Genomic DNA, 25,507 nt, shown 5'->3' with positions numbered 1-25,507 from the left:
GAGTTTTATTGCCCGTTAATGCGGGGTAACTAGGTTCGTGTTGATAATAATGGTAGATTTTTCTTTTGTCAAACGAGAAGGCTTTATCTCACATTATTTTTCACAAAGCAAAATAGCCTCACGTAAACGAGAAATCCCTTCCTCAATTTGATTAATATTCACTTTTCCATAAGATAAACGAATATAACCATCTTTCGCGCCGAAAATACTACCCGGCATAAAGGCGATTTCTTGTTTTAAACTTTGCATAATGAGTTGTTTTTCGTTTATCGGTTCGTTTAATTTTCCCCATATGTATATACCGCCGGTCGGGTTTGAAAAAGAGATTTTGTCGTGAAGTTGCTCATTTAAGGCGCGAACGATAACGTCTCTTTTTTCCGCTAATTGTTTTCGTAACGGTACGATATGAGAGTGAAATGGCACAGTTTCGAAAAATTGCTGCATAAGCCACTGCGGGAAAATACTCATACCTAATTCCATTTGGTGTCTTGCGTCGGATAACCTTTCTACTACAGACTGCGGGGCGACAAGCCAGCCGACTCGTAAACCTGGTGCAATCATTTTAGATAAGGAATGTACATAAATGACTGTCCCATTTTCATCTATTGATTTTAAAGTAGGACAAGGTTGTTTCTTTTCTAGTGTCAGCAAACTAGATGGATCATCTTCAACGATCGCAATTCGTAAATCTGCGCAAAGTGATAACAGTTTTTTTCTACGGTTTGGATGAAGCATTGTGCCCGTAGGGTTTTGGAAATTTGGATTTAAAAAAATCATTTTAATGCGGTGCTTTCTATATAATTCCTGTACATCATCCGGATTAATACCATGTTCATCGACAGGTAACGGGAAAATACGAATACCTGCTGATTGGAATAACGGTAAGGAATAACAGTGTGAAGGACTTTCAAAAGCGACTGCATCACCGGGATTTAATAAGCATTGTACGATAAGGTGAAGTGCTTGCTGGGCGCCGGATGTAATCATAATGGATTGTTCAGTCGCCTCAACTTTTAAATATTCTTTCATATATTTTACGACCGCTTGTCTTAACGGGAGATAGCCTTGCGGATGATCATAACTTAATGAATGCGTTAACGGTTGTTCTCGTAAAATCGTTTGTAGTTGATCGTGAGGATAAAGATTACAACCGAGTTCTCCGTTCGCGAAATCTATAATATTTTCATTTTGTTGTATTTCTGCCCGAATATGGCGAAGTAACGGTAAGTTTGGTAAGAACGTACCACCTTCTACGAAATTTCTCCAGTTCGGCGTTAATGTTGGAGAAACGCCCCACATATGTGTACTTACACGTGTACCTTTACCAGTCGTACTTTCTACAATTCCCATTGCACGTAGTTCATTATAAGCAGTCGTTACTGTACTTCGGTTTACATTTAACTGTGTAGCTAATTTCCGTTCGGAAGGGAGGAAGCTACCTGGAGGAAGTTCTCCATATGTAATACGTTTTTCAATAAAGTCAACAACTTGCTGATAAATGGGGATTTTACTGTCGTTATCTAGCTTCCATTCCATACAAACGCCTCCGAATCTCTTATATATATTCAGTATAACAAATTGGCTGGGTAAAAAAACAGCCAATTGGACGGTGTTATATCCAGCCAATTTTACTATGCTAAATATGGAAGGGGAGATTCGGATGAAACGATGGCAAATGGAATGGCTCCTAGTATCAGTTGCATTAGTATGGGGAGCAAATTATACAATTGGAAAGTATGGTGTGGCATATATGTCATCCATTCAATTTAATAGTTTACGATTTTTAGTAGCATCTCCGGTATTATTACTTATTACGTTTATGATGGAACGTTCATTACGTATTGAAAGAAAAGATTGGTTACGATTAGTAGCAGTCGGCATCGTTGGTACGGCAATGTATCAAACGATGTTTATGCTATCTGTGAAATATACTTCAGCAACGAACGCCTCATTATTAATTGCGATGTCACCTATTTTTACAGGGATATTAGCAGTATTACACAAACAAGAACGTTTTTCGATGAAAGTACAAATTGGTTCAATAGTAGCGTTTATTGGTGCAGCATTCGTTTTATTAACAGGACATACAGGAGGAGCTACTTATGAGTATGCGTGGCTCGGAAATGTAATTGGATTAGTCGCAGCAATTGCGTGGGGATGGTATCCAATATTAGCGCAACCTCTTATCACAAAATACTCCGCAATGAGAGTCACATCATGGTCTACTTTAATTGGAATTGTACCGCTAGTTATATACTGTTTATTCAACGTAAATTCATTAACATGGCCAGTAGATACGCCAAGCTGGGGATCACTAGCATATTCAATCATCTTCGCGACCATCTTCGGACTAGCAATATGGTATGTCGGTATTAGTCAAATAGGCTCAACAAAAGTAATGGTTTATATGTATCTTGTACCTTTATTCGCAGTTATCTTTGCGGCAGTGACAATTGGGGAGCAAGTTAATATGATGCAACTCGTTGGCGGGCTTATTATCTTTATCGGTTTATATGTTGTAAAAAAAGGCGGAATGAAAAAGCCTGCTCTCAATTTGAAAAAAGTAAGTTAACAGTAAAAATGATCTCTTTCATATAGAAGGAGATCATTTTTGTTTTCGTAATAAAAAGACTTGTTCAACGGCCCATTTTTGATAATCATGAACGAGAAGTCTTACAGCAAGTAAGGGAGACATCCATCGCAAAACATGATCCTCCTCACAATTTTCAGTTTGTTTCTGCACCATGTTCGCAATGTAAAAGAACCCATCATTTAAATAATATGTATCTTCCATTTCTGCATAAAAATATTGTGACGCATTACCGATGTACTGACCAATTTCAATTTCCCATCCTAATTCCTCTAGTAGTTCACGGTGCAAACATTCTTCTTTTGTTTCATTACCTTCCATACCGCCACCAGGTAGAAAGTAACGGTCTCCTTTTTGGATAACAGCAATCTTTGAAGAAGATGAATGGAAAATACTCGCATAACAACTAGGTCTTAATACATAATGAACGGTACGTTTTTTCGAGCCAAACGTGAGTTTTGAAATCATAAAACACGACCTTTCTCTATAAAATACATAAAAGGGATATTAAGGTAAAAATAGAATTATATAAGTATAATCTTAATAGATTGGAGTGGTAACAACATGATAAATCGAAAATGTTCAAGATGTAAAGAAATAACAGGTACGATGCACGGTGGTAAAAAAATTAAGGAATAATTTCTATGTGAAGACTGTTTACAAAAAGGAATTGAGAACGGAGAAATCGAATTATCACAAGTGGAGCAAGAACAAACTTCGTATCTTTCTATAAAAATATTAAAAATAATGAGTGTGATTTATTTAATAGGATCTATTTTAATGGCTTTTTCAACTGGTCCATTTATACATAACCTGGGGTTTGATGAAATGTCCATTTCAGGATCAGAATTAGGTTTAATAAGTATTGTTATGCTAGGTTCTATATTTCAGTCAGTTCTTGTATTTTGCGGGATATGGGTATTCATCCTATTAGTAGAAACAGTCATTAAAATTTATGAAAAAATGAAGTGAGTGAGAGGGAGAAACATATGCGAGTAAGAAACATCCAAGGGGAAGATTATGTAAAGATTCATTCTGTTTTAAATGATTGGTGGGGCGGGAGAGACATGGCTGCCATGTTGCCAAAATTGTTTTTCGTTCACTTTCAAGAAACGAGTTTTATCATTGAAGAAGAAGGAGAAACGTTAGGTTTCTTATGTGGATTTTTTTCACAAACATATAAAGATGAAGCATACGTTCATTTTATCGGTGTAAATCCGAAGTATAGAAGAAGAGGAATCGCATCGACATTGTATTCTTATTTCTTTGATGTCGCTCGTGCAAATAATCGTAAAGTTGTAAAAGCAATTACGTCACCAACTAATAAAAAGTCGATACAGTTTCATCAAGAAATCGGTTTTCGAATTGAGGCTGGGGATGATGAGGTAGAGGGTGTATCGGTACATACAAATTACGATGGGAACGGTGCTAGTAGAGTTTTGTTTTTGAAAAATGTGTAAAAGTAGACTAGCTTAACGGTAGCCTTTTTGTTGTGAGGAGATAAAAATATGGAGAGTAAACAAAGTAGAAATGAATACTTACGACGCATTTATAAAGTGCAAGATTATATAGAATCACACATAAATGATTCACTATCCATTGAAGAGCTAGCGGATATAGCAGGATTTTCAAAGTTTCATTTTCATCGGATTTTTAAAGGTATAGTAGACGAGCCATTATCACGGTATGTAAACCGATTAAAATTAGAAAGAGCAACAAATTTACTTACATACCGTTTGGATATGACAATTACAGATATTGCGTATCACTTCGGATTCACAGATTCAGCAGTTTTCTCCCGTACATTTAAAAATTATTACGGTGTAAGTCCGTCGCAATATCGAAACGATAATAGCAAGAATTGCAAAGACGTAAGAAGAACTTCTCAATACAATGAATGTAAGAAGGTTCGAGGGAATGTTGAAATTGTAACAGTAGATGATATAAACGTCGCATACATAAGGCATATCGGTACATATGAAGAGTTAACTATAGCTTTTTCAAAAATGATAGAGAAATTATTTCATTACGCAGTTGAACAAAATTATCATGTATTTGAGGATACGAAAGTATTAACCATTTACCACGATCATCATGAATTTACTGAGGACAATCATTTAAGAACTAGTTTATGCATAACAATTCCGAATGAGTCCGCAGTAGAAACGAACGACAATGGAATAATGGTAATACCTTCTGGAAAGTATGCGGTAGGTCATTTTGAAATATTCCAAGATGAATATAAAGGAGCATGGGATTTCTTATACGGTGAGTGGCTTCCCAATAGCGGATATAAACCGAGAGATTCATATCCTTTTGAAATGTATAAAAATGACCCAAGGCAGCACCCGGAAAATAAACATATAGTTGATATATATGTACCTATCGAACCTTTTTAATGATAGATTGAGGGGGAAAGAAGGATGAAAACCGTTGAAAAGTTAGATTCCATTATAAAAGAAGACTATAAAAATATAAACGGTATGTTAGTAATGCAGAAAGGTAATGTTATTTTTGAAAAATATTATAACGGTCACGGTACAGATGATGGATTTCACATAGCGTCAGTTGCAAAAACGATAATCTCTGCGTTAATTGGGATATGTATAGATAAGGGCTATATAAAAAGTGTTGATCAAAAAGTAATAGAATTTTTCCCGAAATACAACGTTCATTCATCTGAAATAACAGTAGGGCATCTTCTTACGATGACAGTTCCACACCCTTTCGTAGACTGGCAGGAACCGTTAGAAGAACTATGTACACAACAAGATTGGGTACAGTATACGTTAAATAGGATAGGAAAAGGCGGAGAAATCGGATCTTTTAAATACTCATCTGCAGGAGCTCATTTACTATCAGCAATCATAACGAGCGCAACAGGAAAAAGTGCCCGTGAATTTGCGAATAAATACTTATTTCAGCCACTCGGCATGAGAGAAATTCCAAACTACAATATGAAAGCATTTGGATTTGATGACTTATTCGGAAAAGATGTAAAGGGATGGGTTCATGATCCAAATGGTATTTCGACGGGCGGCTGGGGACTAACGTTAACAGTTAAAGATATGGCTAAGTTTGGACAGCTGTATTTGAATGAAGGTATTCATAATGGAAAACAAATACTATTAAAATTATGGATAAAAGAATCGACAACAATGAACCCAAATCAATATGGTTACTTATGGTGGTTACGAGAAGAGGATAGAATTTTTTCATACTGTGCAATGGGCGATGGTGGGAATATGATTTGCTGCGTACCAGAGAAGGAACTGGTGGTGGCGATTGCTTCTGAAGTTGTGCCAGAAGCAAAGGATAGATGGAGATTAATTAAAGAGTATATACTTTTAAAAGAGTAATGGTGAACTTGTAGAAAAATTTAAATGCTCCCCGTAACTTTCCTCAATAAAAAATCGTTAAACATTAGGAAGGGTTATTAATCACGAATGGGGGAGAACTATGAAAATATTAATTCTAAGCGGTACACGATTTTTAGGAAGAGCTTTTGTAGAAGAGGCATTAAAAAGAGGACATGAAGTTACATTATTTAACCGCGGAACAAACAAAGAAATTTTTCCTGAAGTGGAGCAACTTATCGGTGACAGAAATGGTGATGTATCAAGTTTAGAAAATCGAAAATGGGATGTTGTCGTGGATACATGTGGGTTTTCTCCGCATCACATTCGGAATATTGGAGATGTCTTAAAAGATAATATAAAACATTATATATTCATCTCAAGCCTTTCCGTATATAAGGATTGGATCCCGCATGACATAAAAGAAGACTATATATTACAACCTGAACCAACGGAAGAGCAAATAAAGGCTGTAGAGAATGGTGAAATATCTCATTATGAGCATTATGGTGCACTAAAAGTATTATGTGAAAAAGAAGCAGAGAAATATTGGCCAGGGCGTGTTGTACACGTAAGAGCAGGACTTCTTTCAGGAATGTTTGATTATACAGATCGACTTCCATATTGGATCGGGCGTGTAGCAAAAGGAGGTAAAGTGTTAGTTCCAGGAAGAAAAGACCGTCCAGTGCAGATAGTTGATATAAAAGACGTCGCAAACTGGGGACTAAACATGGCAGAAAATAAAAATGTAGGTACATTCAATGTAACAGGTCCAAATTATGATTTGACGATGGAAGAGCTATTAAATACGTGTAAAAAGGTTATGAATAGTGATGCTGAATTCGTTTGGGTAGATGAATCGTTTATGAATGGACATAAAGTACAGCCTTGGACAGAGATGCCACTATGGCTTCCAGAAACTTTTTCATTAGAAGGTGAGACGAAGCCGTGGAAAGGTGGGTTTTCTATAAGTATCGAGAATGCTGTTAAAGAAGGACTTACTTTTAGAAAAATAGAAGAGACAGTTACAGACGTGTATGAGTGGATGAAGAGTACAGACGAATGGGAATTAAAAGCAGGTATTTCAGGGGAGAGGGAGAAGGAATTGTTAGAAAGATGGTATCAATAAATTTAGCGGAGTCCTTTGAATATACTTGATTGCACATAAGGAGGAGAAAAGGTGATGTGGAAAGACACCATTCACAGTATCTCATCAAACTTAAGCTTAAAAAATTCGGCTACGAAGGAGGAACTTACTGATATACAACAATGTTTATATGTGGAGTTACCGAATGGTTTATATCAATTATTACAAGAAACAAACGGTATAGAAGGTGAGTACGGGGACTTTATATGGTCTGCTTCAAAAATTAAAACTGAAAATATGAATATGAGAAATATAGCTGATTTTAAGGATCTATATATGCCTTTTGGCTGTTTATTATTTTTTGCTGATGGCGGAAATGGTGATTTGTTTGGCTATTCCATTTTGAATGGAATAGTGCAAAGAGATGATATATATGTATGGAATCATGAAAATGATAGTAGAACGTGGGTTGCTCCTTCTTTAAAGACTTTTATGGAGTGGTGGGAGAGTGGGAAGATAATAATTTAAATATAGTATCAAAAAAAGTGCCTTGTTACTAAAGAAACAAGGCGCTTGTTCACGAATAATTAATCTACTACTCAATCGGTTCTTCCCCATACATCTCCCATAGCTTAGGAAACATCTTTTTTAAACCTTCTTCATCGTCTTCATTCCAGTCAAATTCAAAATCTACATCGTCGAATTCTTCATTAGATAAGACATGGTAAAGTGTAAAGTAAGTATCATCTTCGTCACCAGTTTTTTCTGCATATACAGTGAAACCGAAATATAAAGAAAGTTCTTCAATCTCTGGGACGTCATACTCACTCAAGTTTTCTAATACAGGAATTAATCGTTCTGGATCTTCAATACAAGCTTCGTATGTCTCTTTTCCTTGATATAATAACCATCCGCGGAAGTAATCGAAAGTATCATCTGAACAGCCACCCATAATAATATAGGCTGCTGCCCATAAACGGGAGGTATAGGAGTCTTTCAAAAGACGATGCATATGCGTATCAAATGCTACAATTTCATGTACTGTACGTTTAGCAAGGTGAGAAGTAAGCCATTCTATTTGTTCTTCTTGGTCCTCACCTTTCGTTTTTGCATGATGAAGTAGTTCCCAAAATTCTTCTTCGGTTATCGTTTTTTCTTTTATGTAATCTTCCCTAGGCAACGGGTCTGTATATCCTTTTTTACGTTTGGAAGCAACTAGTTTATTAGCTTCTTTCATACATTCTTCTTCTGTTTCAAACTCTTTCGCTTTCACACTGCCAGCTGTGCCAATTTTTCCGTAAAACACAACATAGTCCTTTTCTTTCACAACGATTTTCCAAAACTTATTTGATTTCTCAGTTTGCTGGATTAATAACGTTTCCATCCGTACCCCCATAATGTTTTCTAGTGTGCAATGTGATTGTAACATATGTATATACACTTGTAATGATGAAAAATAAGAGTTTAGAAAATTCGAAAATGATTGAATGAAGTGAATAAATTTAGTAACCTTATTTGTACAGTAATTACATAATTGTTTTGTAATAATTCGATATTTATATGAGGGGGCATTACGGATGGATCTTACGTTTAAAGTAGAGGAAACATGTTTTAATTACCGCGTTGGAGCAATTTGTAAACAGGATAATAAAATACTTATTCTTCAAAACAAAGGGGAAGATTATTGGTATGTACCAGGCGGAAGAGTGAAAATGCTAGAAAATAGTGAAGATACGTTAAAACGAGAACTTGCAGAAGAATTAGGTGTTCCTATGAAAGGGAAAAGATTAATATGGTCAGTAGAAAATTTCTTTACACTTTCTGAGCGAAAGTTTCATGAAATTAGTTTTTATTATGAAGTAGAGCTACATGAGTTACCTGCAAATGGAGCGGATCAATATATTTTGGAAGAAGAAGGTAGAACGTATTTCTTTAAGTGGGTGCCGGTAGAAGAGTTACATGCATATAATTTACAGCCTGCATTTATAAAAGAGAAAGTAAAGGATATAGCAGTTCATACAGAACATATCGTTTTACAAAATTAAATGTATTCGGAGGGGAAAAGGGTGAAGGGGACTAAAAAAGAAATACATATAGATGATAAAGTAATTCGTTACACACATATCGAAAAAGGTTCTAGTAGGATTTGCTTTATGTTCTCCGGTTCAGGATACAATTACGATAAACCGTTATTTTATTATGCGACGATGCTTATGCTCGAAAATAAAATAGATGTAGTACATATTCATTATTCTTATGACGAACAAGTAATGAATAAAACAATGGAAGAAGTAACGAAAGTAATGATGGATGATATTAATCCTGTAATAAATGAAGTATTAAAAGATGAGCAATACAACGAGACTATGTTTTTAGGGAAGTCACTCGGAACAATTCCGATTGCAAATGATTTAATGAAGAGAGAAGAATTCGCGCAGTCAAAAATGATACTACTTACACCTTTACTGACGTTTGATACAATTTTTGATTCTATCTTACATAGTCGACACGAAGGTTTTTTAGTTATTGGGGATAAAGATCACCAATACAATGCAGATCAAATTGATCAGTTATATAAAACGAATTTACAGATTGAAGTTGTCAAAAATGCAAATCATTCTGTAAATGTTGGGGGATATGAAACGGAAAATTCAATTGAGGCTATAGCGAAAATAATAGGAGAACTTAAAGAAGTTGTTAGGACAAACTAACCTATTAATACATGCAAAAGAGGTGCGAATTGCACCTCTTTTACTTTAATAAGCCTTCAAAACATGAAGTAAATAATCCTTACGGTTCAGCGGATTATAATCAACACGTTTTCGAGTAGGGAAGGGAGCCATAAGCTTTGTGAAACCAGCTGGCTTCGTTGTAAATATGCCGTCTCCTTCTGTAAATGAATGTAGCATTCGTTTAAAATTCTCTGTTTTTGCAACAGGTAATGATCCTGTTAACTGGTAAGAGTTATTATTCAATATAGGCTCTCTAAAAGTTGCTGGAACGGCAGCGAGCTTATACATCGCGGTACTAATTGCGTGCTCCGGTACAGTTAATTCAAACTCGTTTATTGGTTCATATACATGTGTTTCAGCTTGCTTTAAAGCATCCATTAATACGATCGGTGTTAAATTTCTAAAGTCACTCGCTGTTGTAACAGGACTAGCATAACCAGTATGTGTTAACGTGACGATAATATCTGTAACTTCCCATCCATATAATCCTTGTTTTAACGTTTGAAATACCGTATCTTCAATCGCTTTATGGAATGCTAAAGGTAGTGAGCCGAGCTCAACACCTAATTTATATGTTATGCCGCAATTAAGTTCACCACGTTCAACTTTGAATCCGACTGTTGCGTAAAATGGATTGGCTTTTTCACCCATGACTTCAACGGAATGCCCAATGCCAATTGGCTTTTCAATACATACAACTCGCGTATTTGAAAAAGTAACCTGCAAATTATATTTTTCAAAAAGAGTCGTTTCAATTACTTCTTTCTGTACTTCACCGAAAAGGCGAATATATAGTTCATTATGAACATCATCTTTCCACACTTTAATAAGTGGATCTTCTTCACATAGCTCCATAAGTGCAGCGTATAAATCATGAATTCTTTCTTTTGATACTGCATCAATGGAAGCTTCCATTTGTGGTTCGGCAAAGTGAATATCTTTTATATAATCCGTACGTTCACCAATAATATCACCAATTTTAATATCATTCAGTCCCCACACTTTACAAAATTCACTACTAGGAACGGTAGTAGTTTGAACGGCATCTCCATTATGAAATAGGCACAGTTTTTTAATCTTTTCTTTATGGGATAGAGATTTACAGCGCTGTATATCAACATATTTTCTAACGTGTAAACTACCAGAAAAAACTCTCACGTAAGTAATTTTTTCACCGGAAGATTCACGTTCAATTTTAAAAACAACGCCAGATAATGTTTCATTTTGTACCGATGTATGAGCTGGAATGAGAGCCGGAAGTTTTTCAAGAAGTTCTGTTACGCCCATACCAGTCATTGCTGAACCGAAAAAGATTGGATACACATTCGCTTGCTGTATTTGCTGTTCTAGTTTTTCTCTTAATAGTGCGTCCGGTATTATTTCGTTAATTACATATGATTCAAGTAACGATTCATTAAATGGTGCTAACAGTTCCATACAATCGTCATATGATTTGTATTCAATGATCCGGGCTTCTTTCGTTCCTTCGTTTAGAACAGAGTAGAAGGGGAATGCTTCATTTGAAAGAACCTCTTTTATTTGTTTCATAACTTTTTCACTGTTTGCGCCACTACGATCAATTTTATTAACGAATAAAATAGTCGGTATGTTTAGTTTCTGTAATGTTCGCATTAAAATTTTTGTTTGTGCTTGCACACCTTCAACGGCAGAGATAACTAAAATCGCACCGTCTAGAACGCGGAATGATCGCTCCACTTCAGCGATAAAATCAGCGTGTCCAGGTGTATCAATGACATTTACTTTTACATCATCAATAAAGAAAGAAACGACAGATGCTTTAATCGTAATTCCGCGTTGTCTTTCTAATTCCATTGAGTCAGTTTGTGTATTACCACTATCTACTCGGCCAATTTCTTTAATCACATTCGTTTCATAAAGAATACGCTCAGTCAAACTCGTCTTGCCAGCGTCTACGTGCGCGACAATCCCTATATTTATTGTTGTCATTTGTGAATATCCTCATTTCATTTTCCATTTTCAATTCCTCATTTCTATTTGTATATTGCCGCATTATCAATCACTCTCCAGTTCTTTAAATTAGTATTATTATAGTGCAATTAACATTATTTGTAACGCTACAAAGCGCCTTAATTTGGAAAAAATAAAATAAAAACAAAATGCTTGCATTCTAAATCGATATAGATTATATTAATTGACATATCAACTATTGATACATCAAACATTTTTATTTTGATTGTAAAGGAGGGTTAATTTGACAAGTTCATGCTCAAAAGAAGCGATTATTTTATATAAATTACACTTTCTAAATAAAGAAGTAAGTTCGAAATTTGAAGGGTGTACGGGTATGAGCCAGTCTCGATTAGAGCTTATACTTCAATTATTTGAAGTAGGTGAAATTAGTCAAAAAGCACTTCAGCAAGAAGTGAATATTGATAATGCTGCGATAACAAGGCATTTAAAGCAGCTTGAGGCCAATGAAATGATTGTAAGACGTAAAAATCCAGAAGATAACAGAATTACGTTAGTTTCTCTTACTGAAGAGGGACGAAATAAAATTCAAGCGTTTCAAGAGGAAAAAGAACGTTTTGCAGCATCTGCATTTAAAGGATTAAGTGAGGAAGAACGCGATAATCTTTTAAATATGTTAAATCACATTCAAGAAAATATAAAAGAATTATAAAAAAGGGAGAATACAACTATGACTAACTCAGTAAAAACAAATGATTTTAACGAAATTTTAACAGGACGTCGTTCAATTCGTAAGTACGACCCTTCAGTGAAAATTAGCAAAGAAGAAATGACAGAAATTCTTACAGAAGCAACACTTGCACCATCTTCAGTAAACATGCAACCATGGAGATTCGTAGTGATTGAAAGTGATGAAGCGAAAGCAACACTTGCGCCACTTGCGAAATTCAATCAATCTCAAGTAGAAACATCTTCAGCAATGATTGCTTTATTTGGTGATTTAAACAACTTTGATAACGCAGAAGAAATTTACGGTACAGCAGTAGAGCGTGGTTTAATGCCAGCAGAAGTAAAAGAAGACCAAATGAAAAAACTTTCAGCTTACTTCTCAATGGTTACACCAGAAGTAATGAAAGATACGGTATTAATTGACGGTGGTCTTGTAGCAATGCAATTTATGCTAGCAGCTCGTGCGCACGGTTATGATACTTGTCCAATTGGTGGATTTGAAAAAGACCAAATTGCAGAAGCATTTGGACTAGATAAAGAACGCTACGTACCAGTTATGTTAATTTCAATCGGGAAAGCTGCAGACAGTGGTTACCAATCAGTACGTCTTCCAATTGAAAAAGTTGCAGAGTGGAAATAATTTTATAAAAGAACTTCAATAAGTGAAAGATGAGAGGGGAAACACCATGATTATTATTCACGCAATATTTCAAGTAGATCCAGCGAAACAACAAGCATTTTTAGAAGAAATTCAGCCACTCATTCATGGTTCAAGAGAAGAAAGTGGAAATGTATCTTATGACTTATATAAAGATACAGAAAAAGAAAGTGTTTATACGATGGTAGAAGTATGGAAAGATGAAGCAGCAGTTGCGAGCCATAATACGAGTGAACACTTCACATCTTTCGTTAGTAAAGCAGCACAATTTTTAACTGCTCCGCTTAATATAAAAGCTTATAATGGAGAATTAGTAAAATAATAAGGTAGAAAAAGATGACTTTAGCATATGGCTGAAGTCATCTTTTTTGTATAAGTAGAATCCATCTTGGACTCAGTTATGTTGATAGATAAGCGTTGCTCGTATCCTCAGTAACTGCGGTGAATTGTATGTTAAATTCGAACATTCGGTTTATTGGGATATTTTTCCGTGTTATAATTTTCTTGTAAATAAAAGGTAGAGGGGAGTAAGTAATGGGAGAATTTCAAAGTAATTTGCATACGGCAACACAACTTGCAACGAAAATGAGAACTGCTTCAGATAGAATGCAAAGTGCTACTAGTCGCTCTATAAATAAGGCAACGCGTACTACACTATCTGTGAACTTCCAAGCACAAGAAGCAAATCAACAAAATTTACAGATCACGAAACAATTTTGTAATGCTTTTCAACAAACAATTGATAATATCCATTCCGTAGCAAATGAATTTGAGAAAATGGATACAGGACTTCAAAAGACTTTTCAATAATGTAACAACCTACGTAAAGGGGAAAAGGTAGGGAGAAAAGATGAGTCAAGAAATTGAAACGAGAATCAATCAATGTAATCAAAAATTACGAATTATATTTGAAGAACAAAATGAAAACCGAATCGCGCTGCAAAATCAAGAACGAGCTGAGGCTAGTTTTCATGAATGGAAAAATAGAAGTAATCGTTTATTTAACCGAATACTAGAAACTTGGCACGGCGACAAAGAAGTGTTTCACCTTTTTACGAATATGCGGCAAGAAATCGGACAGTATGAAAGAAAACTTACATTCGAATTAGAAATTGAAAAAGAGACGTTGCTTAAAGAAAAACGGCATCTCAGTGAGAAAGAAAACGACCTTTCCTATGAACAGCAGCAACTACAAAGGGAGGCCAATACATGAGTTTAAACATGTATTTGGGAGAAGTACAAAGTCAAACTCAAAGTATGAACGCTATATGTAATGCTACGATTCAAAGTATGGAACAAGTCATTCAATCTATTGATGCCTTTGCGATAGACACAGTATTACAAGGACAAACATACAGTAGTGCAAAAGCCTACCTTGTCCAAACATTTCGGCCATTAGCGCAAGGAATCATACGCTTATGTGAAGAATTAATTCGCCAAAACGAAGCATTTCCAAACGATTTTCAAGCAAAAGTTGCTTCAACAGATGTTATCGAACATGAAATAAGACAACAAATACAAGAAATCAATCAATCCATTGCAAGTATAGAAGCAATAGAAGTACTTACACCAATGCCTGGAGTATACGCAATTATTGCAGTCTTAATTGCAATGAGAAAAAAACTAGAAGAAAAACTAGAGCGTCTATATGAATTCAATCATTCATCCAGCAACAACTACAACACCGCTCTCCAATTAGCAGCTAGCATCACAGCCGGACTCGCTGAAGTGCAAAGCGGGAAAGGATTTAGTCCTGTGAGTGGGACGTTTAGTACACAAGGGTTGAATATGGATTGGGTGAGTTCGATTCAGGAGATTATAGAAGAAACAGCTCGAAAAAACGATCAGTCAATTAAAGATATAGAAACAAATAACATAATTGAGGAGAAATCTCCGGTTAGAAATGCTTGGGACGATGCGACAGACAGTATAGTTGGCACGTTTGAAACAGCGAAAAAGATGTGGGAAGCTATTCAAAGAGGATCGGGGAAAGCTGTTGGTGATGAAATCGAGTCCGCAATAGCTTTAAGTAATATGGACATAGAAACTTTTATTAATGTAACCTATGCACTTTTCCATTTGGATGAAACTGCAAAAAATATGTGGCATGCATTTTCAAATAAAATAAAACGAGATATGATAGAGGGAGATGCAGAGAGTCGTACAGAATTGACTACCTATGGATTAACACAAATAGCTACCACAATATTAGGCGATAGGGGACTAAATAAAGTAGGCCATATCACAAAAGGAGCAAAAGCATCAAGTGGATTAAGTACATTTGCTAATGCAGTAAAACTAGCAAAAGAATTGAAGCCTACGCTTGAAATGTTACAATCATTTAAGAGAGAGGCTTCCTATGCACTCTCTAGTGTTGGTGGAACTATTGTAACCAAAATACCTCAAGGCGAATTAATAGAAGCTTATTATAAGTTTGCGAAGTCTAAAGAAGGTGGATTCAGTAATGGAACTAGTCGGGCTAACAAGGTTAATATACCCGAAAGTAGCATTAAACATTCAAATGTAGGTGACTTTACAACACATCCTAAAACAGGAGATATTTCAAAAATGAAGGGTGGAGGACATGGACAAAGTAATATTGAATTTTTAGAAAAAAATAATGTAGATTATAATATAAATAAAGTATACGAAAATGGTGTTAGGGTAGGTAATGTGCCTGGACACAAGGTGAAAGCAAAAAGAACAGGTTCCAATCAATCATGGTTTCCAGAAAGCTGGACAGAGTCTGATATTACAGCAGCAGGTGCTAAGATTGCTGAATTGCCCGGATTTGCGAATACAGAAAATGGTGTGGCTATTTTTGCAGAGTATAATGGGGTTAGGGTTGGAGTTATAAAAACAAATGGAGAGATAGGGACTATTTTTCCAGATGCGACTAAACAACCGTAGATAGAGTTTGGAGGATTAATATGGATATAGCAAATAAAATGGAAGTTATATTAAATGAAAGAAAAAAATTAAATTTGAATGATGACTATGGGATACAAAAAAGTTGGAATGAAATAATAGAAGTTCTCTCAGAAAATGAGGAAAATACTATAAGATATTTAGAGAACTGTAGTAAAGAAGAGTTATATTGGATAAGTGAAGTTTTGGAAGATATAGTAGAAATTATACAAAGTAAAGAACTAATTAATTGCTTAAGAAAATTAGATGGGAAATTTCCAGAATTAGAAATGACAAATGATATTGATATTGCAGAAAGTTATATAGAAAATCCTTAAATTAAAGGAATAGTTGGTGTGCTTAAGCATAGAACCATGGGATATAATGATACTTTCTTGAAATTCATAGATCATGATGGTTGTACCATCGTGGAGTACTGTGTGCAATGAGAGAATAGAAAAAGAATTACGAGCTTAGGCGAGATGACATTTTACTGTACGACGAATATTAAAGACTTGGAATGGGCAAAAATTTACAAATTTATGCTACTTAAAAACATATGAACTTAAAGCACTTGGTTGTCTATTTGAGACAATAAGTGCTTTTTTAATTGAAAGGTAAGCTATAAATTTATCGAAATTATTTTTATGAATTAAAGCTAACAGAATATGCACATAGGCTTCAATTGCAGGTATATAGTTTGTTTTTCAATGTCAAAAAACATTAAAAAAAACAGGGCAATATTATTAAATAGTCGGGTCCATTGTAGAAATGTTTGAAGGTATTTCGCTCATAGGTGGATCTAATTTCTTAACTATCGTGGCAGAAGTAGGAACTGGCGGGTTAGCGTCACCAATTGTTATTCCATTAGATATAGCAGCAACAGCTGCTGGGGCTAGTCTTTTTGCACATGGTGGATTTGTATGGGATAAATCGATTCAAAATACTAAGGGTACTATTCAAAAAATTCAGTCTTCTGGTGGGGGGTAAGGGTGCGAGTAATCGAATACCTTCTTATGGAAAAGATTCTGTACCTAAAGGTCCATACCGTGAAGTAAATGGTTATCCAATAAAAGTGAAAGCAGGAGCTCAAGAAAAGCATATTCCTGATACACCGAACTATAAACAAGAATTAGCAAATGGAAAAAATAAGAGCATTTTCTATGGTGATAATAAAATAGCGCAAGAATTGCTTGATAAGTTTGCCGGAAAAGGAACCACTGTTACCAAAAATAAAGAAAGAGTGGACTTTGGTAAACCAATAGGTAAATACTATGACACTGTGACCGGACAATATATAGAGACTAATAGAGGAATGATACATTATGGAAAAGATGGTGCCCATATAGTACCAGCAAAACCATCAGAATAAAATTAAGAAAGAGGATGTCTATGGAAGCAGATTCTTTATTTAAAACATTAACAGAGCATGAAGGTGTAGAAATCATATTAGAGTGGAACAGTGGGTTGAGAATTATAGGCAAAACAGACACATTTTATGAGACAGACAATGGATTAGATGATGATGACCCCGCATACGCAGAATATTATGCAACAGCATTTCAAGTAAATCATATTTTATCTCAACCTTCTACTAACGAAGGTATTGTATATAATTGGTTGATACAAGAAAAAAGTTCATTGGTTGAAATTTCTCTCTATGATGATCCGCCAAGTGCAGTGTTTTTAACTGACGGAAAAAGAGTATGGGAAAGTGGAATATGTAAATAATAGGTGGTATATAAACTGAGACCTTGATTGGCATATATGCTTTTCAAGGTTTTTCTATGTTTTTAACACCTGTAAAGGGTGTTCATCAGTGGCACGAAATTGGTTGCAAGAATAAGAGGCAGATGAGAGTATGAGTGTACTTAGGATATCTAATAGAAATCAATGTCGATTCTTTAAAGAAACAATGAGACGAACTCAAGAGATTATAGAAGTACAAGCTGGCAAACCAAGATGAAACAATTTACTTTGCAAGAACAACAATTGAACTTACAAGAGCAGGAAGACAATATTGCTGCAGCTAGAGAGGTTGGGATAGCGAAAAATGTGTTGCAACAAGAAGGGCTTTATTTACAAAGATTTAGTGGTTGTGATAAAGGTGATTCGGGTTGGTATATAGGTCCTATTAATGAAGAAGTATCAGGAGAATTAGAGACCATATACGCCTACGAATTATTAAAAATGAAACCTGCAATTATTCAAGTACTAGCTTTACCGTATAATTATTTAGTAGTTTTTGAGAAAGACGAAATTAAATCGATTTTAAATGAAAGTGATATTGATATTTGGAGTGAAATAGAAAGATAGTGAATGTATATAAGGTGTTAAATACCCAATATGAAAATTACGTGAGTTAAGCACCTTATTGTCAATATACGACAATAGGTGCTTTTTTGCGTGCAATGAAGAAAAAATAAAAGATTCATTTTCACTCTATTTCATCTTCGAATTACATGTTATAATTTGGAAAAAATATATTCTTAATTTTTAGATAATTTAAAGGTGGTAGATACTATATGAGTACATTAAAGAAGATTACTAATAATATTTCGAAAGTTATTATAGGAAAAGATGAATCGATTGAACTGGCAGCTATAGCTCTTATAGCAAGGGGGCATATTTTATTAGAAGATGTACCTGGGACAGGAAAAACAACGTTAGCGAAAAGCTTGGCTAAAAGTGTGGACGCTAAATTTCAAAGAATACAATTTACAGCGGATACTTTGCCTGGAGATGTTATTGGTCTTGAATATTTTGATGTGAAGGAATCGGATTTTAAAACGAGGTTAGGTCCTATTTTTGCAAATATCGTATTAGTGGATGAAATTAATCGAGCTGTACCGAGAACACAATCTTCGTTACTTGAGGTTATGGAAGAGCGTACTGTTACAATTGCGAAACAGACACATTCATTACCAGAACCTTTTTTAGTTATAGCAACGCAAAATCCACTCGAATCAGCCGGCACATTTCCGTTACCAGATGCTCAGTTAGACCGGTTTTTACTCACAATACGCCAAGGTTATCCTACGAGAGAAGCTGAAAAGGAAATGATGAATCGGTTTCAAATGAATGATCCATTAGAAACGTTACATTCTATTATTTCAAGTGAAGAAATTATTACGATGCAAAAGCGTGCAAGAGAAGTGTTAGTAGGGAATGATGTGCAAGATTATCTCCTTGAAATTATTGAAGCAACTCGTAACCATGAGTTAATTGAAATTGGTGTAAGCCCTCGGGGAACGTTGGCATTTATGAGAGCAATTCAAGCACGGGCAATATTAAATGAAAGAGATTACTGTACGCCAGATGATATTAAGACGCTCGCTGCATCCGTTTGTGCTCATCGTTTAACGTTAACGATTGAGGGAGAGATGAAAACGACGAAAGAACAAATTATGAAAGAAATTCTTCATACGATTAGTGTGCCAGTGGAGAATGTACGATGAATCAACAGCTTGTGTATACACCTTTAGCGGAGCCTTTCGTAATGGGGGTTATGTCAGTTGTAGCCGTTATTTTAAGTGTATTTTCAAGTAATCTACTGTTTTTATCTCTCGTATTTTTATATGTAATTTTAATAGGTGCTATGCATGTATATATACGTAAAGTATCTCGTGTTGAATGGGAATACAGTCAAGGGAATTCGAACGTTTTTATAGGTGAAACGAATATGTGCAAAATGAAAATTTCAAACAAGTCGATATTTCCTATTCTTAATATCGTATTTCGATTTAAATGTGAAAATAAGCTAACTTGGAATCATGATGAAATAAACAAAAATCATAGTACAGGTTCAAATTATTATATGAATTTTAATTTAAAAGGAAGGGAGTCAGTTTCATTTGATTTGCAAGCTGTAGCGTTAAAAAGAGGTATCGCGAAATGGGAAGAAGTTGAAATTGTTATTACTGATCTCTTTGGATTTATAACGAACCATATAACATATAAACAAGTTGATACGCCCTCTTATTTAGTCTTACCAGCTGTTCCGAAAATACAAGTTCCTGAATTACAAGAATGGTCACGAGGATTTCGAAAAGCGATGTCTTCACCCTTATATGATGAAACGAAAGTAATGGGAGTAAAGTCTTATGAAAATGAAGATTTTCGTTCCATCCACTGGAGTGCAACGGCGAAAACAGGGACGATAACTGCGAAAAAGTACGAGCGAACACAATCAGATAAATATGCGATTTATCTCAATTTGCAAAATAAAAGTGGCGTTTCATTGCGAAATGATATAGAAGAATTAATTGAATTAACAGCAGGCATATGTAAACAACTTCTTATGCAAAACTGTTCGTTTGAAGTATGGATTAATAGTGTGAAAGATAATGGTTTGCTACATATAAAAAATGGAGATAACCGGAAACATTTGCAAAATGTATTAAAGGTACTTGCCTCAATATCGGATCAAGATACACCTATAACTTCTTCTTATTTTTACACAGCTGGATTTCGGCGAAAGGAATTAGATGCGGTTCCTTTAATTCTTGGTACTTCCCCAAGGAAATACAGTAGAACGAATAAATGGGTCGTAATTAAAGAATAAGAAGGGGTTTATGTCATGGCTAATAAAGAGAGACATGTGAAAGTAAAGTTGTGGAGTGTTAGAGTATTAATACTACTTTTCTTTACGGTTAGTGCGATAACGTTATCACAAGGTGTTGTGCATGTACAAGACATAGTAAATGGGCTTTTTTCTAGTAAGACGGAGACAATATCGGAAAGAAATTATGATTTTACTAGTGTAGACGCACAGTTTGATGAACCTGAAAGAATTATAGATGAAGAAATAGGAGTTGTAGATACAAGAACAAAAATATATAGGGAAATTCCACTTTTTGTACGAAAAAATTCATGGACTGATGTGTTTTCTGTTCTTTCAAATGCATGGATTAGTGTCGTTTTTTATGTAATTATTGCATTAGTTATTCTATATGCTTTTTATAAATTAATGAGGAAAAAGGTAACAAAATTAGAAATAGAACAGGATAAACAATCGATAACAAAGGAAAATACGGATAGAACCGAAAAGAACAAGAAAGTGAAGCATCAGTTTGAACAGCCGTTACCTAAAGATACGATAAGGAAAACGTTAGTTGAATGGGAAAGAACATTACCATTTCACGAACAAAGAAGGTCTTATGAAACGATGCAACAATGGTTAACGAGAATTTGTAGAACGAGAGATATTATTTCGATATATGAGTCTGTTCGTTATGGTGAAAAGACGTATACGGATTTAGATGTAGAGAAGACTGTACGATGGATAGAGCGAGACGGTAAAGGGTGACATTAATATAAGTAAATAAAATTACCATATAATTAATTTTATTTACTTATATTTAATTATATGGTAATGTATACTTACTTTTTTATATCAATACTAATGGAAATGGTTTGTCTTAATAGAGTATTGCTCGTTACATTTTTTGTGGAGTTATCTTCACTACATCAATATAGAATGAAAAAGAGATAAAACAATTACTAGTAGCATGTAAATAAGAAATTATTATTTATTTTTAAATTTTTGTAAGGGTGTGAAAACAGAATGAAACCGGTATTGAAAAACATACTCCTTTCCTTTATTTTTTCTGCAGCAGGGATGTGTTGGTTTCTGTTTATGGTAGTTAGAGGAGGCGGAGACTGGTTATTGTCTTGGATAGGTGTATTAATGGCATTTTTATCTTTATACACGATAATAGATTTATATTGTAAGTATACATACGATAAAAAAACGAGTAAATTGTTTATCAAAGCAACAATTACTACCTTTAGTTTTGCAGTATTGGGAATCACCTTTGGTATTGTACACGAGCTATTACAGCCATGGAGTCTCAGTTTAATGGTTTGGTATTGGTTGTTAGTGTTACTTTTGTTTGTAACGACCATAATATTGTTAGTTTTTGTATTATTTGTTAATCGTAAAAATTATAATATTCCTGGAAGATATAGAATACTTATACTGTTTAATCTATTTCTTACGTTAGTACCAGTACTGTGGCCACTACTTCTTACTATTATAGGAAATGGTATGAACGCTAGTGCAGGATGGTAAAAGTTAATAGAGTGCTTAAAAGAACGTGTTTATAAATGAAAACACGTTCTTTTTTTATTTCCATACATAATTTTTTCTCATCTGGTCGCCAAATTTTGAAAGTAAGTATTTCGTAAGGAATGGATAAGAAAAAAGAGAGATTTATCATATAGGATGAAAGTATAGCTTGAATCAATCCGATATTAATGGAGGAGAGAAAGCCTTATGAAAAAATGTAATTCAATTAAGTTAGCAAGTTTTGCAGTTTTATTAGCGGGTACTGCTCTATTCACACCTGGTTTTACTGTGACTGCAGAGTCAACTCAAAATATTTCTAGTTCGTCACAAGTACATGATCAAAAGAATCGTAATGGCTGGAAACAAGTAATGCAGGAAACAGTACAGCTTGGTGCTGTAGGAATATTAGCTAAGGCGTCTAATAACGGAAAAACTAGTAGTTTTACTGCTGGCGTGGCGGACTTAAGTACAAAGAAACCGGTGAATTCGGATTATCGCTTTCGGATTGGTAGTGTGACGAAGTCGTTTACTGCCACGACTATTCTTCAATTAGTAGGAGAAAATCGCTTACAACTTGACGATCCAATTGAAAAGTGGCTACCGGGTCTTGTGCAAGGAAATGGGTATGATGGTAATCAAATTACGATACGACAACTTTTGAATCATACGAGTGGTATCGCTGAATACTTAAAGTCAAAAGACGCGGACATAATGAATTCGAAAAAAACGTATACAGCAGAAGAAATAGTGAAAATAGGCCTTTCGCTGCCCCCAGATTTCTCACCGGGTAAAGACTGGTTGTATTCAAACACAGGATACGTAATACTAGGAATGCTTATTGAAAAAATAACTGGAAATAGTTATGCGGAAGAAATCGAAAAGCGAATTATTGAACCTTTGGACCTATCAAATACGTTTTTACCAGGAAATTCACCCGTCATCCCAGGAAAGAATCATGCTCGTGGATATGTGAAAATGGAAGGAACAGGCGAGTTGAAAGATATTACTTATTATAATCCGAGTTTAGCTAATGCAGCTGGAGATATGATTTCTAATGCGGATGATTTAAATAAGTTCTTTTCATCTTTACTCGGTGGTAAGTTACTGAAGGAACGCGAGCTAAAAGAAATGCTTACTACAGTTCCTATAGAAGGAAAAGGGGTTGGTGACGCATACGGTCTTGGAATCTATGAGACTAAACTTCCAAACGGTGTTTCAGTTTGGGGGCATGGAGGAGGAATTCCTGGATTTACAACTTTTGCTGGGGGAGTAATTGGAGGCAAACATACATTGGCTATCAGTCTCAACTCTATAGGTGGGGTCGATATTGTTCCGCAGTTTAATAAAATGATGCAAATTGAATTTAAGAAATAGATGAAAAGAAAGCGAATAGCATTCTGTTGTAAAGGACAGTATTAGCATTCCTAGTATGACATCAAGTGTAATTCAACAATAAAAAGGATGTCAGTTACACGACATCCTTTTTTATTGTTGAGCAAAGAGGTGTGTTTTTGATTCTGAAAATTGTTATTTTTACAATCATTCCATATAATGAAGGGGATAGGGGTTATACAGGGCAGTTATGAATGGATAATACTTTAGTTTGTTAATTATTTTTATTTTAATAAATAATGTAACTAGATGTGGAGTGAAATTCATTGGGAGAAAATCAGTTTAGATGGAGTAACAAGCAATTAAGAGAACATGTTGAAGTAATAGACGGCACAAGAAGTCCACACATTTTATTGAAAAATGCAACTTATTTAAATTCCTATATACGTGAGTGGATGCAAGCACATATTTGGATCTATGATGATCGCATTATTTATGTAGGAGAAAAACTACCAGTGCAACTACAAGGATGCGAAGTCATTGATTGTGAAGGAAAGTATGTCGTACCCGGTTACATAGAACCGCATGCACATCCGTATCAATTATATAATCCAGAAACGTTAGCGAATTATGCGATGCAATTTGGGACGACTACTTTTATTAATGATAATTTAACTTTATTTTTCACATTACAACGTGAAGAAGCATTTTGTTTATTAGATGAATTTGAAAAGATTCCAGCAAGTATGTATTGGTGGTGTCGTTTTGATGGACAGACTGAATTGCAAAACGGGGAATCTTTATTTAATTGTGAAGAAATAATAGAGTGGCTAAAGCATAAAGCAGTTCTTCAAGGCGGTGAGCTAACAGCGTGGCCAAAGTTATTACATGGCGATGATGAAATGCTACATTTGGTGCAGGAAACGAAACGATTACATAAAAAAGTAGAAGGACATTTTCCAGGAGCATCTGAAACGACTTTAGCAAAGTTAAAACTGTTAGGTACAGATTGTGATCATGAGGCGATGACAGGACAGGAAGCTTTTGCTCGTCTTATGCAAGGTTACACGGTTTCCCTAAGAAATTCTTCAATCCGTCCAGATTTAGAAGTGTTACTGAAAGAATTGCTGGAACTAGGAGTAAAGCAGTTTGATAGATTTATTCTTACGACAGACGGTTCACATCCTTCGTTCTATGAAAATGGAATGACAAATGTAATGATAGCTACCGCGATAAAACAAGGAGTGCTAATAATAGATGCTTATCATATGGCAAGCTATAATATCGCTCGTTATTACAATATGGAACATCTACATGGTTCAATTGCGACAGGTAGAATTGCTAATATTAATATTTTGGAAAGTAAAGAAAACCCGGTTCCAATAAGTGTAATTGCAAAGGGGAAATGGGTGAAGCGTGACGGTGTAAATACACATGAGGCATTACATATAGACTGGAGTAAACATAAAGTAACTCCATTATCACTAGATTGGTCAATAGAAAAAGAGGATATGATTTTCTCTAATAAAACGGGGATACACTTATTAAATAACGTTATTACAAAACCATACACTAGTGAAATCAATATAGACTGTGATGAATTGTCCACAGATCATGATGAATGTTTCCTTATGATGATTGCTCGTGATGGCGGTTGGCAAGTGAATACAGCTGTGAAAGGTTTTGCAAAAGAACTAGGTGGGCTTGCTAGCTCTTATTCTGGTACAGGTGACATCATTCTTATAGGAAAAAGAAAAGAAGATATGCTTACAGCTTTTCGTAGAGTAAAAGAGCTCGGTGGTGGAATGGTCATAGCAGAAAACAATGAAGTGTTACACGAAATAGCATTACCATTGCTCGGGATTATGTCTAATTTAAAAATGAGAGAATTAATACAGGAAGAGAAACAGATGGTGAAATTACTACAAGAGCGTGGCTACGCGTATGATGATCCAGCATTTACAATTTTATTCTTTTCTGCGACGCACTTGCCTTTTGTACGAGTAACACCTATAGGATTATATGATGTGAAAAGTAGTAAGGTAGTTGCCTCGCCCGTGAATTTGATAAAGCAATATTAAAAGGAAAGATCCTAT

Annotated in this window: 28 protein-coding genes and 1 pseudogene; 25 read left to right on the top strand and 4 right to left on the bottom strand. The window is 35.0% G+C overall.

Annotation, left to right across the window (positions count from 1 at the left end):
• Positions 1 to 93 precede the first annotated feature (93 nt).
• On the bottom strand, positions 94 to 1,536 hold the full coding sequence (pdxR, locus tag CGQ22_RS24590; RefSeq protein ID WP_000454887.1) for a MocR-like pyridoxine biosynthesis transcription factor PdxR: 1,443 nt from the start codon (positions 1,534 to 1,536) through the stop codon (positions 94 to 96).
• A gap of 124 nt (positions 1,537 to 1,660) precedes the next feature.
• Between pdxR and CGQ22_RS24585 the strand changes: the two genes are divergently transcribed.
• Positions 1,661 to 2,572, top strand: a complete 912-nt coding sequence (locus CGQ22_RS24585; protein ID WP_000832982.1) for a DMT family transporter — start codon at positions 1,661 to 1,663, stop codon at positions 2,570 to 2,572.
• A gap of 33 nt (positions 2,573 to 2,605) precedes the next feature.
• Here the strand turns inward: CGQ22_RS24585 and CGQ22_RS24580 are convergent, their stop codons facing one another.
• Positions 2,606 to 3,058, bottom strand: a complete 453-nt coding sequence (locus CGQ22_RS24580; protein WP_089149487.1) for an NUDIX hydrolase — start codon at positions 3,056 to 3,058, stop codon at positions 2,606 to 2,608.
• A gap of 201 nt (positions 3,059 to 3,259) precedes the next feature.
• Here CGQ22_RS24580 and CGQ22_RS24575 point away from each other — a divergent pair, with 201 nt between their 5' ends.
• The 6 genes from CGQ22_RS24575 (at position 3,260) to CGQ22_RS24550 (ending at position 7,561) form a co-directional block, all read left to right on the top strand.
• Positions 3,260 to 3,562: a DUF3980 domain-containing protein gene (locus CGQ22_RS24575; RefSeq protein WP_080545888.1), complete on the top strand. Its 303-nt coding sequence runs from the start codon at positions 3,260 to 3,262 to the stop codon at positions 3,560 to 3,562.
• Between the two features lie 17 nt (positions 3,563 to 3,579).
• Positions 3,580 to 4,050 (top strand): GNAT family N-acetyltransferase, encoded by a 471-nt coding sequence (locus CGQ22_RS24570; protein WP_089149486.1) that lies wholly within the window; start codon positions 3,580 to 3,582, stop codon positions 4,048 to 4,050.
• Positions 4,051 to 4,098: 48 nt separating this feature from the next.
• Positions 4,099 to 4,989 carry an AraC family transcriptional regulator gene (locus tag CGQ22_RS24565; protein ID WP_089149485.1) on the top strand — a complete coding sequence of 297 codons (891 nt, stop codon included), beginning with the start codon at positions 4,099 to 4,101 and terminating at the stop codon, positions 4,987 to 4,989.
• Between the two features lie 24 nt (positions 4,990 to 5,013).
• A complete protein-coding gene (locus tag CGQ22_RS24560; RefSeq protein WP_089149484.1) occupies positions 5,014 to 5,949 on the top strand; it encodes a serine hydrolase domain-containing protein in 936 nt (311 codons plus the stop codon).
• A gap of 100 nt (positions 5,950 to 6,049) precedes the next feature.
• Positions 6,050 to 7,075 carry an SDR family oxidoreductase gene (locus CGQ22_RS24555; RefSeq protein WP_089149483.1) on the top strand — a complete coding sequence of 342 codons (1,026 nt, stop codon included), beginning with the start codon at positions 6,050 to 6,052 and terminating at the stop codon, positions 7,073 to 7,075.
• Positions 7,076 to 7,129: 54 nt separating this feature from the next.
• Positions 7,130 to 7,561, top strand: coding sequence for an SMI1/KNR4 family protein (locus tag CGQ22_RS24550; RefSeq protein WP_089149482.1), 432 nt, complete (start codon positions 7,130 to 7,132; stop codon positions 7,559 to 7,561).
• 67 nt (positions 7,562 to 7,628) lie between these two features.
• Here CGQ22_RS24550 and CGQ22_RS24545 read toward each other — a convergent pair whose 3' ends face one another.
• Positions 7,629 to 8,417: a DUF4240 domain-containing protein gene (locus CGQ22_RS24545; RefSeq protein ID WP_089149481.1), complete on the bottom strand. Its 789-nt coding sequence runs from the start codon at positions 8,415 to 8,417 to the stop codon at positions 7,629 to 7,631.
• Positions 8,418 to 8,610: 193 nt separating this feature from the next.
• Between CGQ22_RS24545 and CGQ22_RS24540 the strand changes: the two genes are divergently transcribed.
• The gene (locus CGQ22_RS24540; RefSeq protein ID WP_000366248.1) at positions 8,611 to 9,078 is read left to right on the top strand and encodes an NUDIX hydrolase; all 468 of its coding nucleotides are present in this window, start codon (positions 8,611 to 8,613) and stop codon (positions 9,076 to 9,078) included.
• Entirely contained in the window at positions 9,079 to 9,744 is a 666-nt protein-coding gene (locus CGQ22_RS24535) for an alpha/beta family hydrolase (RefSeq protein WP_129542616.1), read from the top strand.
• Positions 9,745 to 9,789: 45 nt separating this feature from the next.
• On the opposite strand, the gene CGQ22_RS24530 is transcribed toward CGQ22_RS24535, so the two are convergent.
• Positions 9,790 to 11,733, bottom strand: a complete 1,944-nt coding sequence (locus tag CGQ22_RS24530; RefSeq protein ID WP_089149480.1) for an elongation factor G — start codon at positions 11,731 to 11,733, stop codon at positions 9,790 to 9,792.
• A 265-nt stretch (positions 11,734 to 11,998) separates the two neighbouring features.
• On the opposite strand from CGQ22_RS24530, the gene CGQ22_RS24520 reads away from it, so the two are divergent.
• The 16 genes and pseudogenes from CGQ22_RS24520 (at position 11,999) to CGQ22_RS24440 (ending at position 25,492) form a co-directional block, all read left to right on the top strand.
• A complete protein-coding gene (locus tag CGQ22_RS24520; protein WP_000204164.1) occupies positions 11,999 to 12,427 on the top strand; it encodes a MarR family winged helix-turn-helix transcriptional regulator in 429 nt (142 codons plus the stop codon).
• A gap of 18 nt (positions 12,428 to 12,445) precedes the next feature.
• The gene (locus CGQ22_RS24515; protein WP_000185391.1) at positions 12,446 to 13,084 is read left to right on the top strand and encodes a nitroreductase family protein; all 639 of its coding nucleotides are present in this window, start codon (positions 12,446 to 12,448) and stop codon (positions 13,082 to 13,084) included.
• A gap of 46 nt (positions 13,085 to 13,130) precedes the next feature.
• A complete protein-coding gene (locus CGQ22_RS24510; RefSeq protein WP_000583805.1) occupies positions 13,131 to 13,424 on the top strand; it encodes a putative quinol monooxygenase in 294 nt (97 codons plus the stop codon).
• 212 nt (positions 13,425 to 13,636) lie between these two features.
• Positions 13,637 to 13,912, top strand: a complete 276-nt coding sequence (locus tag CGQ22_RS24505) for a TIGR04197 family type VII secretion effector (RefSeq protein WP_089149479.1) — start codon at positions 13,637 to 13,639, stop codon at positions 13,910 to 13,912.
• A 40-nt stretch (positions 13,913 to 13,952) separates the two neighbouring features.
• Entirely contained in the window at positions 13,953 to 14,315 is a 363-nt protein-coding gene (locus CGQ22_RS24500; RefSeq protein ID WP_063536708.1) for a DUF3958 family protein, read from the top strand.
• On the top strand, positions 14,312 to 16,012 hold the full coding sequence (locus CGQ22_RS24495; RefSeq protein WP_089149478.1) for an EndoU domain-containing protein: 1,701 nt from the start codon (positions 14,312 to 14,314) through the stop codon (positions 16,010 to 16,012). The genes CGQ22_RS24500 and CGQ22_RS24495 overlap by 4 nt, the downstream gene beginning before the upstream one ends.
• 20 nt (positions 16,013 to 16,032) lie before the next feature.
• Positions 16,033 to 16,347 (top strand): hypothetical protein, encoded by a 315-nt coding sequence (locus CGQ22_RS24490; RefSeq protein ID WP_000350220.1) that lies wholly within the window; start codon positions 16,033 to 16,035, stop codon positions 16,345 to 16,347.
• 412 nt (positions 16,348 to 16,759) lie between these two features.
• Positions 16,760 to 17,381, top strand: a pseudogene (locus CGQ22_RS31685) (polymorphic toxin type 50 domain-containing protein); the annotation flags it as partial.
• 20 nt (positions 17,382 to 17,401) lie between these two features.
• The gene (locus CGQ22_RS24475; protein ID WP_000387012.1) at positions 17,402 to 17,740 is read left to right on the top strand and encodes a hypothetical protein; all 339 of its coding nucleotides are present in this window, start codon (positions 17,402 to 17,404) and stop codon (positions 17,738 to 17,740) included.
• A gap of 231 nt (positions 17,741 to 17,971) precedes the next feature.
• Complete coding sequence (locus CGQ22_RS24470; protein ID WP_089149477.1) at positions 17,972 to 18,325, top strand: immunity protein Imm33 domain-containing protein; 354 nt, start codon at positions 17,972 to 17,974, stop codon at positions 18,323 to 18,325.
• A 209-nt stretch (positions 18,326 to 18,534) separates the two neighbouring features.
• Positions 18,535 to 19,467, top strand: a complete 933-nt coding sequence (locus CGQ22_RS24465; protein ID WP_000105661.1) for an AAA family ATPase — start codon at positions 18,535 to 18,537, stop codon at positions 19,465 to 19,467.
• Complete coding sequence (locus CGQ22_RS24460; RefSeq protein WP_001075945.1) at positions 19,464 to 20,573, top strand: DUF58 domain-containing protein; 1,110 nt, start codon at positions 19,464 to 19,466, stop codon at positions 20,571 to 20,573. Before CGQ22_RS24465 ends, CGQ22_RS24460 begins: the two co-directional genes overlap by 4 nt.
• Before the next feature lie 15 nt (positions 20,574 to 20,588).
• Positions 20,589 to 21,317, top strand: coding sequence for a hypothetical protein (locus CGQ22_RS31680; protein ID WP_061884313.1), 729 nt, complete (start codon positions 20,589 to 20,591; stop codon positions 21,315 to 21,317).
• Positions 21,318 to 21,575: 258 nt separating this feature from the next.
• Positions 21,576 to 22,082 (top strand): DUF3902 family protein, encoded by a 507-nt coding sequence (locus tag CGQ22_RS24450; protein ID WP_000805745.1) that lies wholly within the window; start codon positions 21,576 to 21,578, stop codon positions 22,080 to 22,082.
• A 204-nt stretch (positions 22,083 to 22,286) separates the two neighbouring features.
• Positions 22,287 to 23,453: a serine hydrolase domain-containing protein gene (locus CGQ22_RS24445; protein ID WP_089149476.1), complete on the top strand. Its 1,167-nt coding sequence runs from the start codon at positions 22,287 to 22,289 to the stop codon at positions 23,451 to 23,453.
• A 284-nt stretch (positions 23,454 to 23,737) separates the two neighbouring features.
• A complete protein-coding gene (locus tag CGQ22_RS24440) occupies positions 23,738 to 25,492 on the top strand; it encodes an adenine deaminase C-terminal domain-containing protein (RefSeq protein WP_089149475.1) in 1,755 nt (584 codons plus the stop codon).
• Positions 25,493 to 25,507: the final 15 nt, after the last annotated feature.

Source organism: Bacillus sp. M13(2017) (assembly GCF_002218325.1).
GTDB classification, from domain to species: Bacteria; Bacillota; Bacilli; order Bacillales; family Bacillaceae_G; genus Bacillus_A; species Bacillus_A thuringiensis_K.
Note: the sequence above shows the minus strand (reverse complement) of the source record. Positions and strands in the feature narration are given on the sequence as shown.

Excerpts from the sequence above, each read along its gene's own strand:
- pdxR (WP_000454887.1), bottom strand. The coding sequence starts at position 1,536 with ATGGAATGGAAGCTAGATAACGACAGTAAAATCCCCATTTATCAGCAA.
- CGQ22_RS24585 (WP_000832982.1), top strand. The coding sequence starts at position 1,661 with ATGAAACGATGGCAAATGGAATGGCTCCTAGTATCAGTTGCATTAGTA.
- CGQ22_RS24580 (WP_089149487.1), bottom strand. The coding sequence starts at position 3,058 with ATGATTTCAAAACTCACGTTTGGCTCGAAAAAACGTACCGTTCATTAT.
- CGQ22_RS24570 (WP_089149486.1), top strand. The coding sequence starts at position 3,580 with ATGCGAGTAAGAAACATCCAAGGGGAAGATTATGTAAAGATTCATTCT.
- CGQ22_RS24565 (WP_089149485.1), top strand. The coding sequence starts at position 4,099 with ATGGAGAGTAAACAAAGTAGAAATGAATACTTACGACGCATTTATAAA.
- CGQ22_RS24560 (WP_089149484.1), top strand. The coding sequence starts at position 5,014 with ATGAAAACCGTTGAAAAGTTAGATTCCATTATAAAAGAAGACTATAAA.
- CGQ22_RS24555 (WP_089149483.1), top strand. The coding sequence starts at position 6,050 with ATGAAAATATTAATTCTAAGCGGTACACGATTTTTAGGAAGAGCTTTT.
- CGQ22_RS24550 (WP_089149482.1), top strand. The coding sequence starts at position 7,130 with ATGTGGAAAGACACCATTCACAGTATCTCATCAAACTTAAGCTTAAAA.
- CGQ22_RS24545 (WP_089149481.1), bottom strand. The coding sequence starts at position 8,417 with ATGGAAACGTTATTAATCCAGCAAACTGAGAAATCAAATAAGTTTTGG.
- CGQ22_RS24540 (WP_000366248.1), top strand. The coding sequence starts at position 8,611 with ATGGATCTTACGTTTAAAGTAGAGGAAACATGTTTTAATTACCGCGTT.
- CGQ22_RS24535 (WP_129542616.1), top strand. The coding sequence starts at position 9,079 with ATGTATTCGGAGGGGAAAAGGGTGAAGGGGACTAAAAAAGAAATACAT.
- CGQ22_RS24530 (WP_089149480.1), bottom strand. The coding sequence starts at position 11,733 with ATGACAACAATAAATATAGGGATTGTCGCGCACGTAGACGCTGGCAAG.
- CGQ22_RS24515 (WP_000185391.1), top strand. The coding sequence starts at position 12,446 with ATGACTAACTCAGTAAAAACAAATGATTTTAACGAAATTTTAACAGGA.
- CGQ22_RS24510 (WP_000583805.1), top strand. The coding sequence starts at position 13,131 with ATGATTATTATTCACGCAATATTTCAAGTAGATCCAGCGAAACAACAA.
- CGQ22_RS24505 (WP_089149479.1), top strand. The coding sequence starts at position 13,637 with ATGGGAGAATTTCAAAGTAATTTGCATACGGCAACACAACTTGCAACG.
- CGQ22_RS24500 (WP_063536708.1), top strand. The coding sequence starts at position 13,953 with ATGAGTCAAGAAATTGAAACGAGAATCAATCAATGTAATCAAAAATTA.
- CGQ22_RS24495 (WP_089149478.1), top strand. The coding sequence starts at position 14,312 with ATGAGTTTAAACATGTATTTGGGAGAAGTACAAAGTCAAACTCAAAGT.
- CGQ22_RS24490 (WP_000350220.1), top strand. The coding sequence starts at position 16,033 with ATGGATATAGCAAATAAAATGGAAGTTATATTAAATGAAAGAAAAAAA.
- CGQ22_RS24475 (WP_000387012.1), top strand. The coding sequence starts at position 17,402 with ATGGAAGCAGATTCTTTATTTAAAACATTAACAGAGCATGAAGGTGTA.
- CGQ22_RS24470 (WP_089149477.1), top strand. The coding sequence starts at position 17,972 with ATGAAACAATTTACTTTGCAAGAACAACAATTGAACTTACAAGAGCAG.
- CGQ22_RS24465 (WP_000105661.1), top strand. The coding sequence starts at position 18,535 with ATGAGTACATTAAAGAAGATTACTAATAATATTTCGAAAGTTATTATA.
- CGQ22_RS24460 (WP_001075945.1), top strand. The coding sequence starts at position 19,464 with ATGAATCAACAGCTTGTGTATACACCTTTAGCGGAGCCTTTCGTAATG.
- CGQ22_RS31680 (WP_061884313.1), top strand. The coding sequence starts at position 20,589 with ATGGCTAATAAAGAGAGACATGTGAAAGTAAAGTTGTGGAGTGTTAGA.
- CGQ22_RS24450 (WP_000805745.1), top strand. The coding sequence starts at position 21,576 with ATGAAACCGGTATTGAAAAACATACTCCTTTCCTTTATTTTTTCTGCA.
- CGQ22_RS24445 (WP_089149476.1), top strand. The coding sequence starts at position 22,287 with ATGAAAAAATGTAATTCAATTAAGTTAGCAAGTTTTGCAGTTTTATTA.